A 14,547-nucleotide genomic window follows, 5' to 3' on the forward strand; every position below is an offset into this window, starting at 1 on the left:
ATATCAGTAAGAAGGAATGAGGTACCTCCCATGCGCATCCACGCCCTCATCGCGGCGGGCGCCGTACTGACGCTCGGCCTGACCGCCTGCGGCTCTGCCGGCTCCTCCGGCACGTCCTCCTCCGGCTCGGGGGGAGCCGCCTCCGGCGGCGACATCAAGATCGGCATGTCGATCTCCACCCTGAACAACCCCTACTTCGTGCAACTGCGCGCCGGCGCCGAGGCCGAGGCCAAGAAGCTGGGCGTCACGCTGACCGTCACCGACGCCCAGAACGACGCCTCCCAGCAGGTGAACCAGGTGCAGAACTTCACCAGCCAGAGCATGAAGGCGATCGTCATCAACCCGGTCGACTCCGACGCCGCCGCGCCCGCGGTCAAGATCGCGGAACGTTCCAACATCCCCGTGATCGCCGTGGACCGCGGCGTCAACGGGGGCAAGGTCGCCCAGACCGTCGCCTCCGACAACGTGGCCGGCGGCAAGCTGGCGGCGGAGCAGCTCGCCAAGGAGATCGGCGAGAAGGGCGAGGTCGTCGTCCTGCAGGGCGTGCCCGGCACCTCGGCCTCGCGCGACCGCGGCCAGGGCTTCACCGAGGGCATCAAGGCGTTCCCCGGCATCAAGGTCGTCGCCCAGCAGCCGGCCGACTTCGACCGCACCAAGGGCCTGGACGTCATGACGAACCTGCTGCAGTCGCACCCCGGCGTCACCGGCGTGTTCGCCGAGAACGACGAGATGGCGCTCGGCGCGATCAAGGCGCTCGGCGCCAAGGCCGGCAAGCAGGTCAAGGTGGTCGGCTTCGACGGCACTCCCGACGGGCTGAAGGCGATCGAGGCCGGCACGCTGGCGGCCAGCATCGCCCAGCAGCCGGCCCTGCTCGGCCAGCAGTCCGTGCAGAACGCGGTCAAGGCGATCAAGAGCGAGCAGCTGCAGGCCACCGCCAACGTGCCGGTGAAGGTCGCCACCAAGGACAACCTGTCCGAGTTCACCGGGGCATGAGCTCCGTGACGGAACACGACGACGGCCCGCCCCGCCACCCGCTCGACGTCGTGGTGGTGGGGTCGGCCAACGCCGACCTGGTCGTCCAGGTCGAACGGCATCCCGCGCCGGGCGAGACCGTGCTCGGCTCGGAGCTGGCCGTCCATCCCGGAGGCAAGGGCGCCAACCAGGCGGTGGCCGCCGCCCGGCTCGGCGCGCGGGTGGCGCTGCTCGGCCGGGTCGGCGCCGACGGGCACGGGCGGCTGCTGCGCGAGTCGCTCGAACGCGACGGCGTGGACCTCGGTCACCTGCGCGACACTCCGGCCGCCAGCGGCATCGCCATGATCGCCGTCGGGCCGCGGGGCGACAACAGCATCATCGTCGCCCCCGGCGCCAACGCCCGGCTCACCGAGGACGACGTGCTGGAGGCGGCGCCGCTGCTGCGGTCGGCTCCGGTCGTGTCGCTGCAGCTGGAGATCCCGCTGCCGGCGGTGCTCGCCGCGGCCCGGCTGGCCCGCCGCGCGGTGCTCAACCTGTCGCCGGCCGTCCCGGTGCCGGACGAGCTGCTGGCGCTGTGCGATCCGCTGGTCGTCAACGAGCACGAGGCGGCCCTGCTGCTCGGCGCGCCCGGCGAGCCGGACCGGCAGGCCAAGGAGCTGCTGGCGCTCGGCCCCCGCTCGGTCGTCATCACCCTGGGCGCCGACGGGGCCGTGGTGGCCGAGGGCGGCAGCACCCCGGGTGCCGAGGGCGGCGCGGTCCACCCCGTGCCCAGTCCCCGCGTGGCGGCCGTGGACACCACCGGGGCCGGCGACGCGTTCACCGGAGCGCTGGCCTGGCGGCTGGCCGCGGGCGAGCCGCTCACGCGGGCCGCGGCGTTCGCCGCCAGGGTGGGCGCCGCGGCCGTACGCAGACCGGGGGCGCAGGATTCGTACCCGACGATGGCGGAGGTGGAGGGCTTGTGAAGCGCGGCGGCGTCATCAACGCGGCTCTGGCGGGCGCCCTGGCGCGGCTCGGGCACACCGACGAGCTGCTCATCTGCGACAGCGGCATGCCGCTGCCGGCGGGGGCGCAGGTGGTGGATCTGGCGTTCGTGGCGGGCGTCCCGTCGTTCGCCGACGTGCTCGACGGGATCCTCGCCGAGCTCGTCGTCGAGGGCGCCACGGCGGCCAAGGAGGTCCAGGCGGCCAACCCCGACTGCCACGCGCTGCTCACCGAGCGGCTGCCGGGGCTGGCGTACGTGTCGCACGAGCGGCTCAAGCAGCTCTCCGCCGCCAGCAGGCTCGTGGTGCGCACCGGGGAGGCGCGGCCGTACGCCAACGTCATCCTGCGTTGCGGCGTCGCCTTCTGACGGGGGCGCCCTCTCAGGACCGCGCGTCCCGGCCGAACGCGGCGAAATTCCCGGTTAATTGTTCGGCCCGGCCGAATCGTTAATCCGCGGGTAAATCATTCGCCCGAGGTCAGCGGCCCCGGCTGGCCCTGTCCGACAAGGTGTGCTCGGCCTTGCAGGTCATCGAGCACTGCCAGGACGTGGGCGAGGACCTCCGGCGCGGGCGCGTCTACCTGCCTGGGGAGGATCTGCGCCGGGCGGGCTGCCCGATCGGCGATCTCTCGGCGGCGACCGCGTCGGCGCGGTTGCGCGAAGTGGTGGCCGTGCAGGCCGCACGGGCCGGGACGATGCTGGCCGAGGGGGAGGCGATCGCCGCCACGATCGCCCGCGCCACCCGCTCGGGCGCGATCGGCGCCGGCCAGCCGCGCGTGTACGGGGCGCCGCGCCGTACGAAGAAGGGGGTGTCCACCACCCCGGGCAGCAGGACGGACACGCCGACGCCGGGCACCCGATGCAGCTCGTGGCGCAGGCCCTCCGCGAACGTCATCAGCCCCGCCTTCGTGGCCGAGTACACGGCCTCCTGCCCCACGCCCACCGCCCCGGCGATCGAGGCCACGAACACGAGGCGCCCGCGGCCCGCCGCCACCATCCCCGGCAGCAGCAGCCGCGTCAGCGCGATCGGCGCGGCCAAGTTGACCGCCAGCAGCTGCTCGACGCTGCCGGCCGGCATCCGCACGAACGGCCCCGCCCACCCCACGCCCGCGTTGTTCACCAGCACGTCGACGTGCCCGGCCCGCGAGACCAGCTCCTCGGCCTGGGTGGCGACGTCGCACGCCAGCGCGCGCCCGCCGGTGGCCGCGGCGACGGCCGCCAGCCGTTCGCGGTCGCGCCCGGCCAGCGTCAGCCGCGCGCCGGTGCCCGCCAGCGCCCGCGCGGTGGCCGCCCCGATGCCCGAGGAGGCTCCGGTGACGAGAACGTGGGCGTCGGCGAGCCTCATGGCCGCCCTGCCCGCGGGGCCGGTCCTGGTGCGAGCATCGGCCGCCTGCTTTCCGTCACGGTGCCTACGATCGTGTGCTTTCCACTCCCGCACCGCCCCAACCCGTACACGGGCTTCTCCCCATACTTCGACGGCGAACTATGGGCGATCTCCCGGGCTGCCGCCGCCGCGTGAACCGGGGCCCATCCGCCGGGACACGGTATACAGAATGGGCGACGCGGCCGCGTTTACGTTCCGGCCGCCGCTTGACCCGTACGCGCGACGCACACCCGCACTCCCCGGCTCGTGAGCCGTCGCGGCGCTGATCAGCGGCACGGCGGGCGGGCGCAGGACCGGCCCGGGCCACGCGCCACGGCGGCGGGTCCGCACGGACGAAATGCCGACGAAAATTTAATGACGAATTTACCCGTGGTCGGAATTCAGCGTCGAGGGACTTCGGCGGAGTCGTTGTAATTGTTGGTGTCGTCATGCACGCCGAGCGTGGTAATCGCTGTTTTCCTCATATTTCAACAGTAAATGCTGACGACCCGTCAGGCAATAAGCAGGCCCAATGAAATATGGGCGAATTATTCATTCTGAATCGACGGACAATGCCGCGCGGATTTGCCGTTCCGCGGCGCGGAGGTGGATGTCCGCCAAGGCGGTGAGCGCCTGCTCCTCGATCTGGCGGAACCCCCAGCGGCGCGCGTCGTTGAGCGCCTCGTGGCCGTGGGCGGACGCCTGTGCCAGATTCCCCAGATGACCGTGGGCGCCGGCGAGCCCGATGAGGGACTCCAGCCGGGGCTGCGGGTTGCCGACCTCCCGGGCGATGGCCAGCGCCCGGCCGTGCTCCTCGGCGGCCTGCTCCGCGCGCCCGAGTTCGGTGCGTACGGTGGCGCGGGTGTTCAGGGTGTCGGCCTCGGCCCGGCGGTCGCCGATCGCGACGGACAACTCCACCGCGTGGTCGGCCAGTTCGAGAGCGTCCTCATATCGGCCGGCGTCGCGGTGGACGGCGGCCAGCGCGTTCAGGACGAGGACCTCGCCGTAGCGGTTGCCCGACTGGCGGAAGATGGGCAGGGCGCGGTCGAGATAGTCCAGCGCGCGGTCGAGTTCGCCGAGATCGTGGTAGATCTCGCCCATGTTCTCCAGCGCGATCGCCTCGCCGTTGCGGTAGGCGGCCTGCTGGTAACGCGCCAGGGCCTCGTGCTGGAGCTCGGCCGCCCGCGCCAGCTGCCCCTGACTTCGGTACACCATGCTGAGGTTGGCCAGGCTGGTGGCGTGGATCGTGCGCTGACCCGTCTGCCTCGCGATGGCGATGGCCTGGCTGTAGTGGTCGGCGGCCTCCTGCAGCGAGCCCAGCTTCCAGTGCACGTTGCCGAGGTTGTTGAGCACCGCGCATTCGCATTCGCGCCATCCGGCGCGCTGGGCGAGCTTCAGGGCCTGCGCATAGTGGCTCAGCGACTGCGGGTGCATGCCCCGGCTCTGGTAGACCTGCGCCATGCTGAGCTCGGTCGCGGCCTGGGCGGTGAGGTCGCCGTCGAGGCTGGCGGCCGAGCGCGCGGCCTCGGCGACGGTCTGCCAGTCGTTCGGGTCGCGCCGCAGCGACAGGTAGCCGCGCAGCGTGTCGGCCAGCCGCCAGGCCACGTCCCGGGGGCCGTGGGCGGCCGCGTACGTGATGGTCGCGATGAGGCCGGAGCGCTCCGCGTCGAGCCACGCCAGCGCCGCCGCGGACTCCTCGAACGTCAGCGGTGACAGCTCCCGGGGCGGTCCCGCGAGCTGCAGGGCCTGCGGGTAGAGCAGGCGTTTGGCCTCGTCGGCGACCCTGAGGTAGAAGTCGAACAGCCGCGCGAGCGCGGTCGTCCGCTCCGCCAGGTTCGCGCTGTCGCGGGCGTAGAGCCTGATCAGGTCGTGGAAGCCGTACCGGCCGGGCGCGGTCTGCAGGATCAGGTGGGTGCGTTCGAGGCGGTCCAGGGCCCGCCGCACCTGGTCGGCGGGGGCGGCGGCCAGCGCCGCGGCGGCCTGCGGGGTGAGGTCGGGGCACGGGCTCACGCCCAGCAGCCGGAACAGGCGCTGGTCCGGCTCGTCCAGGGCGGCGTACGACAGGTCGAACGCGGCGCGCACGGCGGCCCGGCCGTCCCCGTCGACCTGCAGGGCGTTCAGGCGGTCGCTCCCGGCGAGCTCCGTGACGCCGTCGATGATGGTGCGCGTCGGCTGCCGGGACAGGTTGATCGCCGCGATCCGCAGGGCGAGCGGCAGGTAGTCGCACAGCAGCGCCAGCCTGGCGGCGGCGTCCGACTCCTGCCGTACGCGGTCGGCGCCGAGGATCCTGGCCAGGAGCGTCCGCGCCTCGACGGGATCCAGCACGGCCAGCGGGAGCTGCCGGGCGCCGTCGAGGGCGACGAGCCCGCTCAGCCGGTCCCTGCTGGTCACCAGGGCCAGGCAGTCGGTGGCGCCGGGGAGCAGCGGGCGGACCTGTTCCGGCGTCGCCGCGTTGTCGAGCAGGACGAGGACGCGCTTGCCGGCCAGGAGCGTCCGGTACAGGGCGGCCGCCTCGTCCGCGTCCGCGGGCACGTGCTCGGGGGCGACCCCGAGGGAGCGCAGCAGCCGGGCCAGCGCCTGGTCCGGCCGCATCGGCGGCCCGGTGGCGAAGCCGCGCAGGTTGACGTACAGCTGGCCGTCGGGGAAGCGGTCACGGATCCGGTGCGCCCAGTACAGGGCCAGCGCGGTCTTGCCGACCCCGGCGGTGCCGGTGATCGCGATCGTGACCGGGGTGCTGGTGTGGTCCTGGACGTGCTCGTCCAGCCATCTGAGCTGCCCGGCCCGGCCGGTGAAGTCGGAGACGGAGCGCGGCAGCTGCGCGGGCACCGCCGGCGGGGCCGGGCCGGCCGCCAGGACGCGGTCGGGCTGCGGCAGCAGGACCGGGTCGTTGCGCAGGATGGCCACTTCGAGCCGCTGGAGTTCGAGGCTGGGGTCGATGCCGAGCTCGTCGGCCAGGTGGCGGCGCGCCCTCCTGGCCTCCTCCAGGGCCGTGTGCGTCTGCCCGCTGCGGTACAGGGCGATCATCAACTGGCAGGTCAGTCGTTCGCGGAACGGATGACATCGGGTCAGCTCGGTCAGCTCGTCCAGTAACTGGCGGTGGCGGCCCAGCCGCAGCCCGGCGTCGATCTTGTCCTCCAGCGCCACCAGCCGCGACTCCTCCAGGCCGCTGCCCAGGCGCTCCTGCGTCTCGGGAGGCGCCGTACCGGCCAGCACGGGGCCGCGCCACAGGCTGAGGCCCTGGTCGAGCAGCGCGACCCGGCGCTCGTCGTCGGGCTCCGCCCGGGCCCGCCGCACCAGGCCGCGGAAGCGGTGGGCGTCGATCCGCTCCGGATCGATCCGCAGGACGTACCCCGCGCCCTGCGCCGTCAGCGTGACTTCGGCTCGGTGGGGGTCGGCGCGGCCCAGGATCGAGCGCAGCTGGGAGACGGAGACCCGGATCGCGTGCTGGGCCGTACGCGGACGGGACCCCGGCCAGTTCAGCTCGACCAGCCGGTCCACCGTGACGGGATGGTTGGCTTCCAGGGCCAGGACCGCGAATGTCAGCCGCTGTTTGCGCGGGCCCAGTCCGATGCGCTGCCCGTTCGAGTAGGCCTCGACCGCGCCGAGCAAGCGAAACTCCAACATGAGTCACACTCCGGTTCGGATTTCGCTCTCATGGTCTGTCAGTCGATGGGGTTTCTCAAGCCCTCGAAATCGGTCTCAGGCGACGCTTTGATCGGACTCTGAAGTAACTATGAACGGCCTCTCCCACTATTTCCTCGGAGCCGGGAACAATGACGCTGAGGGTGGGCAATGGCTGATTTTCAGGCTGTCGCGGAGGCACCGCCTCTCCGGACCTTTCGGCTGGCGCACGCCTCACGTGGCGCGGTCCTGGACTCGGCCCGGCTGGCCCTCCCCTGCGCGATCACGCGTGACTGGGCCTGGGGGTCGGCCACCGGATCCGGCGTGCGGATCTGCCTGATCGACAGCGGCGTCGACGAGCGGCACCCCGTCTTCACCAGGCCGATCACCCCGCTCACCGTGACGGGCGACGGCCTGGACGTCGTGCCCGACGAGGTCGGCGACCAGGCGGGCCACGGGACGGCCTGCGCCGGCGTCATCCGGTCCATGGCCCCGGACTGCGAGCTGACCAGCGTACGCGTGCTCGGCAGCGGGTTGCAGGGCCGTGGCGAGGTGCTGCTGGCCGCCCTGGAGTGGGCCATCGAGCAGCGCTTCTCCCTGGTCAACCTGAGCCTTTCGACCCGGCGCGCCGAGCACAAGGAGGCCCTGCACGACCTCGTCGACAGGGCGTTCTTCGCCGGGGTCACCATCGTGGCCTCCGCCCACAACCGGCCGGTGCGCAGCTATCCCTGGCACTTCCCGAGCGTGATCTCGGTGGGTTCGCACACGCTGGCGCTCGCCGAGCACATCGAATGCAACCCGGAGCCCCCGGCCGAGTTCTTCGCGCGCGGGATCGGCGTCGAGGTGCCGCTGCCCGGCGGCGGCACCTCGCGCCTCACCGGCAACAGCTTCGCCACCCCGCACATCACCGGGCTGTGCGCGCGCGTACTGCAGCGGCACCCGGGCCTTCCCACCGGCCAGCTCAAGCATGTGCTGGCCGCCGTCGCGAACAACAGGACATGAGGAGGCCACCATGGGCGTGGGCATCCCTGATTCCTTGACCTCCTCGCTGGGGCGGCTGCTGCGCCCCACCGAGCACGACGAGTTGCTGAGGTCGGCCGTACGGCTCGCCCGGCTGACGTTCTCGGCGTCGGCCGCGTCGGTGTTCCTGTACGACGAGGAGCGCGACCGGCTGGTGTTCGAGGCGTCGTCGGGGGAGGGCGAGGACCGCCTGCTCGGGGTCGCCATCCCGACCGGGCGCGGCGTGGCCGGGTGGGTGTTCCAGACCGGCGAGACCGTGCTGCTCAGCGACGTCCAGGCGGACCCGCGCTTCGACCGCGAGTTCGCGCAGAGCACCGGATACGTGCCGAAGATCCTCATGGCGGCCCCGCTGGAGCTCGAGGATCGCACCATCGGCGTGATGGAGGTGCTCGACCCCGCCCTGCAGAGGTTCGGGGAGATGGCGGCCATCGACCTGTTCACCGAGCTGGCCGCCCAGTCGGCGATCACGCTCACGCTCATGGCCGCCGCCCGCTCGCTGACCCGCAGCGCCAGGGAGGGCCTCACCCCCTGGTCCCGCCTGGAGATCGCGCTCAGCCGTACGGAGGCCTCCGACGCCGCGGTGGACGAGCTGCTCAACGCGCTGAGCAAGTTCGTCACCGCCACCACCGGCCACGGAGTGACCTGATGCATCTGGCCGAGATGGCGGTGCTGCGCGCCGTGCCCGCCGCGGGCGTCTTCCTCGCCCTCACCCGCCGCTGCCCGCTGTCGTGCGCGCACTGCTCGACGGAGTCCGCCATGGACGCCGCGGAGCACGCGGACCGCCCTTTCCGGCGGCTGGTCGCGTCCTTCACGCGGCAGGAACATCCGGAGTTCATCGCCATGTCCGGCGGCGAGGCGCTGCTGCGGCCGCGGCTGGTGCGCGACCTCGCCGACTCGGCCCGGCTGTCGGGGACGAGGTCGTACCTGCTGTCGGGGCTGTTCTTCGCCCGGGACGGGCACGCGGTGCCGCCCGCCCTGCGGGCGGCCATCTCGGCGGTCGATCACTTCGCGGTCAGCCTCGACCGCTTCCACGAGCGGGAGGTGGGCAGGCGGGCGGCCTTCCGCGTGCTGCGCGAGATCCGGTCCTGGGGGCCGCAGGTGAGCGTGCAGATCACCGGGGACGGCGAGGCGGACCCGTACGTCGCGGACCTGGTGCGCGAGGTGCGGGAGGAGTTCGCCGACCGGGTGCCCATGCTCGTGGTGCCGCTCCGGTCCGTCGGGCGCGCGAGAGCCCTGAACGGCCCAGCCGCCGGCCCGGTCGCCGTCCCGCCGGAGGGTCCCGCCGCGCCCGCGCCGTGCGAGCTGGCGGCCTGGCCGCTGGTCACCTACGACGGGACGGTGCTCACCTGCTGCAACGAGACTCTCGCCGCCGCCGCGCGCCCGCCGCACCTGGTCCTCGGGCACGCCGATCACGATCCCTGGCCGGTGCTGCGCCGCCGCCACCTGGACCGCCCGCTGGCGCGGGCCGTCCGGATGTTCGGGCCGCGCTACGCCAAGGCACGGTTCGGAGCGGGAGCCGTCGCCTCCGGCTACTGCGACGTCTGCGTCACCCTGCACCGCGACCGCGGCCTGGGCGAGCGAGCCGCCGGTTACCTGGGCTCCCCTGCCGGTCCGGCGATGGAGGGCGCCGTACGCGCTCTCCTGGAGCGCCACGGCCCGTACGGTTTCGCCCGCCGCCACGGCATCGCCCGCTACAGCGAGCTGGTGACGCTCGGCTGGGAGGGTCGGGAGCGGTGATGCGCCGGTTGAGGCTAGCGGACATCGAGCGGCTGCGACGGACGCGTGGCCGCACCGTGCTGCTCTACCTCACCGACCGGTGTCCGGTCGGGTGCGCGCACTGTTCCGTCGCCGCGCTCCCGGCCGGGCCGCGCATCACCGACTACCGCCTCTTCACGGAGATCCTGGCGGGCATCGCCGCCGAGCCCGGCATCGAGGCCGTGGCGATCTCGGGCGGCGAGCCGTTCGCCGAGCGTCGCGGGCTGATCCTGGCCGTGGACGCGTTCACGGACGCGGGCAAGGACGTCGTGCTCTTCTCCAGCGGACACTGGGCGTCGGGGCCGCGCTGCCCCCGGTGGATCACGCGGGTGCTGGAACGGTCCTCGACCGTGATCCTCAGCACGGACGGCTTCCACCGGGCCACCGTCGACCGGCGGCGGTTCGGCCGCGCCGTGGCGCACGCGGCGCGGGCGCGCTGCCACATCATCGTCCAGCTCCTGGACGAGCCCGGCGCGGTGCCGTTCGCCGAGGGAGTCCTCCGCGACACGCTGGGGGACGACTGGTCCGGGCGCGCGGAGATCACGCTGATCACCCCGCTGCGGGCCGGCCGCGGGAGCGGCGTCTTCGCGATCGGACGCCGCCACGGCGTCGCCGAGCTGGGCACGTGCCCGCTGACCGCGTCGCCGACCGTGCGCTACGACGGCGTGGTCACGGGCTGCTGCAACGAGAGCGTCATCACGGGCGACGGGCCCCGGGGACTGCGCCGGCGGGCGACCGGCGCGGCGGAGGTGCGCGCCGCGCTGGCCGGGTTCCGCGACGACCCGCTGCTGCGCGCCGTCGGTTCGGTCCGGCCGGACGACCTGGTGCGGCTGCCGCCGTTCGCCGCGCTCGCCCGATCTCGCTACCCGGACATCTGCGGCCTGTGCTGGCGCCTGCACGAAAACGCCGAGGGCGACGGATCCCGGCTGCTCACCGCCCTCATGGGCCAGGGAGGCGGGACATGATCACGGCACCGACCACCAGCCTGCGGCTCATGGCCAAGATCGACCTCGTCATGCCGGCGCTGCTGGCCAGGACGGAGCAGATGTGGCGGCACCCCGCGCCGCGCGAGGTCTATCTGGAATGGCTGCGGGCCCTGCACGGCATGCTGCGCGCCACCGTGCCGCTCATCCTCGACGCCACCACGGCGTGCCTGGCGCGCGACGACGAGATCGCGCGGGGCCTCGCCGGGTATCTCGCCCACCACGTGCACGAGGAGTACGGCCACGACCAAGACGTGGTGCGGGACTACGCCCGCGCGGGAGGCGACGCCGGCACCCTGTTCACGGACCCGCCGCTGCCCTGCGTCGCCGCGGTGGTCGGCTCCCAGTACTACTGGATCAAGCACGCCCACCCGGTGGCGCTGCTCGGGCACGTCGCCGTCCTGGAGGGTTATCCTCCCCCTCCCGATCTGGCGCCGCTGCTCTCCCGGCGCACCGGCCTGCCGCTGGACGCGTTCCGCACCCTGGTGACCCACGCCGTCGTGGACGGCACGCACCGCGAGGAGCTGTGGCGCGCGATGGACGGCCTCCCGCTCACCCCCGAGGCGGAGACGCTGATCGGGCTGAGCGCACTCAACACGGCATACGGCCTGGCACAGCTCGTCGACGCCGTCCAGCTGCGCGCGAACGCCGCAGGAAAGGAGAGACCATGGCGACCATCGACCAATTGGAAGCCGCCGGCTTCGACCTGACGACCGCGTCAGGGGAGCAGATCGCGGTGCTGCAGTCGCTCAGCGACGAAGAGCTCCAGGTGCTCATCTCCATCAAGGAACGCATGGAGGACGCCGTGGACGTCGAAGGGCATGCCTACGCGAGCGGTGGCTGGTGCTGGTGACCCGTGATGCGACCCTGCGATCGATGCGGCGCTGAGAACCCCTCCGCCGCGCGCTTCTGCATGTCCTGCGGCAGCGCCCTGACCTCCGTGTCCAGACCCCGCACCACCCTGCGGTTCGTGACCGTGCTCTTCGGCGACGTGGCCGGCTCGACGGAACTCGCGCGCGGCCTCAGCCCCGAGGTCTGGCAGAGCACGCTGGCCACGTACTTCGCCGACGTCAGCCGGGCGGCGACCGAGCAGGGCGGCCGGGTGGAGAAGTTCATCGGGGACGCCGTGGTCGCGGTCTTCGGCGTGGAGGCCACCCACGAGGACGACGCGCTCCGCGCGGTCGAATGCGCCCGGGTCTCCCTGGAGCGGATCGCGCACCAGGCCGCCGACCTGCGCCGGACGCGAGGGGTGGACTTCTCGGTCCGCTTCGGGATCGCCTCGGGGCAGGTCGCCCTCTCCGAGCGGGACTCCTCGTTCGCGATCGGCGAGGTCATGAACCGCGCCGCCCGGCTCCAGGCCGCCGCGCCGGCCGACGGCGTCGTCATGGACGTGCGGACCTGGCTGCTCGTCCGGGGAGCCGTATCCACCCGTCCCATCGAGCCGATCGCGGCCAAGGGCTTCAGCCGCCCGCTGCGGGCGTGGCAGGTCTCCGCCGCCGTCGCTGAGGGAGGGGACGCCGACGAGGCGCGCACGCCCCTGGTGGACCGCCGATCCCAGCTGGACGACCTCATGGCCGCGCTGCGGACCGGACTGAGCCGGCCGGGCGTCCCGGTCGTGGCGCTGGCCGGCGAGCCGGGCGTCGGGAAGTCCCGGCTGGTGGCCGAGGCGTCGCGGCGGATGGCGCCGGTCGCGCGGGTCCTGACCCTGCGCTGCCGGCGCGACGGGCAGCGGCTCGGCTACTGGCCCCTCTACCAGCTGGCCGAGGCTCTGGGGGGAGACCAGCCGGTCCGCGTGCCGAGGGGACAGGGGCCCCAGGGCAAGGAGGAGATCTTCTGGACCCTGCGCGAGCTGCTGCGGGAGGCGGCGGCGCGGCGTCCGATCGTCCTCGTCCTCGACGACTGCCAGTGGATGTCCCCTGCGGTGCGCGAGTTCGCGGAGGGCCTCGACGATCCGGACCTGGACGTCCGGGCCGTGCTGCTGCTCAGTGGCCGGGTGGACGGGCCGCCCCTGGCGCGGGGGGCGGTGACCGCGCTGCGCATCCCGCCGCTCGGCCCGGCAGACGCCCGGGAGCTGGCGGCGACCGTGGCCGCCCGTCTCGGCCCGCCCGTGCTCGAAGGCATGCTGGACGACCTCGCCCGGCGCAGCGCCGGCAACCCCCTCTACCTCGAACAGCTCGCCCACCTCCAGGTGGACGCCGAGGGCCGTACCGATCTCATCGCGCCGAGCGCGGAGGCGGCGGTGGGCGCCCGCCTCGATCATCTGGGCGTGGACGCCCAGCGGCTGCTCGCCATCGCCAACGCGCTCGGCGGCAGCTGCGTCGCCGGTGACCTGGAGAAGGTCGCCGCGGCCCTGGACCCGCCGCTGGACCGGACCTTCGACGAGACGCTCGCCCAGCTGCTCGGCGACGGGCTGCTGGTCACCCGGGCGAGATCGGCCGGCGAGCTGGAGGTCGAGTCGCCGGTCGTCGCCGAGGTCGCGTACGGCAGGCTGCCGCTGGCCGACCGCGCCCGCGCGCACGCGCAGGTCGCCGACCTGGCCGAGGCCCGCGTCGACCGCCATCCCTCGGAGATCGAGCTGTGCGCCCTGCACGCCGGCCGCGCGCACGCCGCCTGGCTCGAACTGCGCCCGGGAGGGCAGGAAGAGCGGCACGCCGCCGCCCGCGCGGCACGTGCTCTGTGCGCCGCCGCCCAGTTCGCGCTCTCGCGGGGCGACCTCGCGATGGCCCTGCAGACCGCAGGCCAGGTCGGCGGGCTCGACTCCGGCCTGCCCGGTCTCGAACTGGAGATCGCGGCCATCGAGACGTACGCCACGGCCGCCGCCGGAAGGGCCGACGAGACCCTGGCCCGGATCGCGGAGGCCAGGAAGCGCTGGGACACCGGCGGCAACCTCGCGGCCGCGGTGCAGCTCACCCTCAACGAGGCGGTGGCCCGCTCCGCGATGACCGGGCGATGGCACCGGTCCCTGATCGGCCAGGCCCGCGAGCTGGCCCGCCGCGCCGACGATCCGGCGGCGCACGCCAGGGTCCTCCTCCTGGAGGGCATCGGGCACATGGAGGACGGCGACTACGTGACGGCCGAAGCCGTGCTGCACGAGGCGTTCGGCCACGCGCGGCGGGCACGCTGGTGCTTCGGCGCCACCGAGATCTACGGCAACCTCGCGCTCTGCCTCGCGTACGGGAACACCCCCGCCCCGGCGGCCACGGCGATCTGCGCGCAGCTGCACGCCGAGCTCAAGGACGCCCACACGGTACGCGCGGCCGTCGGCTGCCCGGCGGCCCTGCTCGCGGACATGACGTGCGACTCGGCCACCGCCACGGACCTGCTCGACGAGGGCCGGTCCATCCTGGCCGGAATCGGGCACCAGCCCGGCCTGGCCGGGCTGGACATGTTCCGCGCCACCCTCGCGGAACGGCACGGCGACCACGACGGCGCCGGGCGGGCCCTGGAACGCGCCATCCAGCGGTTCGACGCGATCGGGTTCAGCGCGGGCGCGCGGTCGGCCCGGCTCTGGCACGCGACGTTAGCGGCGGACGGCCCGCCCGGCGCGCGGGGCGCGGACAGCTGGGACATCGAGGTCCTGACCGAGCAGGCCGCGGCCGCCGCCGCGCTCCGCGAGGAGCGTCCGGACGCGGCGATCGAGCACGTGGTCCGCGCCGGCGCCCGGCTCGACGGGGTGCACGGCGCGGGCGCCAGGATCACGCCCCTGCTCGTGTCGCTGCGGCTGGCGGCCCGCTGCCGGGACCGCGCTCTCGCCGAGCGCGTCGCCGGGCTCGCGCGGGCGGACGCCGAGGTGAAACGCGACGTCAGAGCCCTGCGAACGATCGACGCGCTCGTATGAGCCGACTATGAACCGA

Annotated in this window: 11 protein-coding genes and 3 pseudogenes; 12 read left to right on the forward strand and 2 right to left on the reverse strand. The window is 73.6% G+C overall.

What is annotated here, in order from left to right; genetic code table 11:
• The first annotated feature begins 30 nt into the window (after nucleotides 1–30).
• The 4 genes and pseudogenes from ACIBQ1_RS38935 to ACIBQ1_RS38950 all read left to right on the forward strand — a co-directional run.
• Entirely contained in the window at nucleotides 31–993 is a 963-nt protein-coding gene (locus tag ACIBQ1_RS38935; protein WP_397284858.1) for a D-ribose ABC transporter substrate-binding protein, read from the forward strand.
• Nucleotides 990–1,934 (forward strand): ribokinase, encoded by a 945-nt coding sequence (locus tag ACIBQ1_RS38940; protein WP_397284860.1) that lies wholly within the window; start codon nucleotides 990–992, stop codon nucleotides 1,932–1,934. Before ACIBQ1_RS38935 ends, ACIBQ1_RS38940 begins: the two co-directional genes overlap by 4 nt.
• A complete protein-coding gene (gene rbsD, locus ACIBQ1_RS38945) occupies nucleotides 1,931–2,320 on the forward strand; it encodes a D-ribose pyranase (protein ID WP_397284862.1) in 390 nt (129 codons plus the stop codon). Before ACIBQ1_RS38940 ends, rbsD begins: the two co-directional genes overlap by 4 nt.
• 179 nt (nucleotides 2,321–2,499) lie before the next feature.
• A pseudogene (locus tag ACIBQ1_RS38950) lies at nucleotides 2,500–2,643 on the forward strand (squalene/phytoene synthase family protein); the annotation flags it as partial.
• A 119-nt stretch (nucleotides 2,644–2,762) separates the two neighbouring features.
• On the opposite strand, the pseudogene ACIBQ1_RS38955 reads toward ACIBQ1_RS38950, so the two are convergent.
• Both ACIBQ1_RS38955 and ACIBQ1_RS38960 read right to left on the reverse strand, forming a co-directional pair.
• Nucleotides 2,763–3,296, reverse strand: a pseudogene (locus ACIBQ1_RS38955) (SDR family NAD(P)-dependent oxidoreductase); the annotation flags it as partial.
• Between the two features lie 570 nt (nucleotides 3,297–3,866).
• Nucleotides 3,867–6,938, reverse strand: coding sequence for a BTAD domain-containing putative transcriptional regulator (locus ACIBQ1_RS38960; protein ID WP_397284864.1), 3,072 nt, complete (start codon nucleotides 6,936–6,938; stop codon nucleotides 3,867–3,869).
• Nucleotides 6,939–7,106: 168 nt separating this feature from the next.
• Between ACIBQ1_RS38960 and ACIBQ1_RS38965 the strand changes: the two genes are divergently transcribed.
• From ACIBQ1_RS38965 to ACIBQ1_RS39000, 8 genes and pseudogenes are all read left to right on the forward strand, one after another.
• The gene (locus ACIBQ1_RS38965; RefSeq protein ID WP_397284866.1) at nucleotides 7,107–7,937 is read left to right on the forward strand and encodes a S8 family serine peptidase; all 831 of its coding nucleotides are present in this window, start codon (nucleotides 7,107–7,109) and stop codon (nucleotides 7,935–7,937) included.
• A 10-nt stretch (nucleotides 7,938–7,947) separates the two neighbouring features.
• Nucleotides 7,948–8,601: a GAF domain-containing protein gene (locus tag ACIBQ1_RS38970; protein ID WP_397284868.1), complete on the forward strand. Its 654-nt coding sequence runs from the start codon at nucleotides 7,948–7,950 to the stop codon at nucleotides 8,599–8,601.
• Nucleotides 8,601–9,692, forward strand: a complete 1,092-nt coding sequence (locus tag ACIBQ1_RS38975; protein ID WP_397284870.1) for a radical SAM protein — start codon at nucleotides 8,601–8,603, stop codon at nucleotides 9,690–9,692. The genes ACIBQ1_RS38970 and ACIBQ1_RS38975 overlap by 1 nt, the downstream gene beginning before the upstream one ends.
• On the forward strand, nucleotides 9,692–10,675 hold the full coding sequence (locus ACIBQ1_RS38980) for a radical SAM protein (protein ID WP_397284872.1): 984 nt from the start codon (nucleotides 9,692–9,694) through the stop codon (nucleotides 10,673–10,675). Before ACIBQ1_RS38975 ends, ACIBQ1_RS38980 begins: the two co-directional genes overlap by 1 nt.
• Complete coding sequence (locus ACIBQ1_RS38985; RefSeq protein WP_397284874.1) at nucleotides 10,672–11,403, forward strand: iron-containing redox enzyme family protein; 732 nt, start codon at nucleotides 10,672–10,674, stop codon at nucleotides 11,401–11,403. The genes ACIBQ1_RS38980 and ACIBQ1_RS38985 overlap by 4 nt, the downstream gene beginning before the upstream one ends.
• Nucleotides 11,361–11,546, forward strand: coding sequence for an aroma-sacti cluster domain-containing protein (locus ACIBQ1_RS38990; protein WP_397284876.1), 186 nt, complete (start codon nucleotides 11,361–11,363; stop codon nucleotides 11,544–11,546). The genes ACIBQ1_RS38985 and ACIBQ1_RS38990 overlap by 43 nt, the downstream gene beginning before the upstream one ends.
• A gap of 6 nt (nucleotides 11,547–11,552) precedes the next feature.
• Nucleotides 11,553–11,621 (forward strand): annotated as a pseudogene (locus tag ACIBQ1_RS38995) (zinc-ribbon domain-containing protein); the annotation flags it as partial.
• A 12-nt stretch (nucleotides 11,622–11,633) separates the two neighbouring features.
• Complete coding sequence (locus tag ACIBQ1_RS39000) at nucleotides 11,634–14,531, forward strand: AAA family ATPase (protein WP_397284967.1); 2,898 nt, start codon at nucleotides 11,634–11,636, stop codon at nucleotides 14,529–14,531.
• Nucleotides 14,532–14,547 lie beyond the last annotated feature (16 nt).

The organism is Nonomuraea sp. NPDC050153 (assembly GCF_044460125.1).
In the GTDB taxonomy this organism is placed as follows: Bacteria; Actinomycetota; Actinomycetes; order Streptosporangiales; family Streptosporangiaceae; genus Nonomuraea.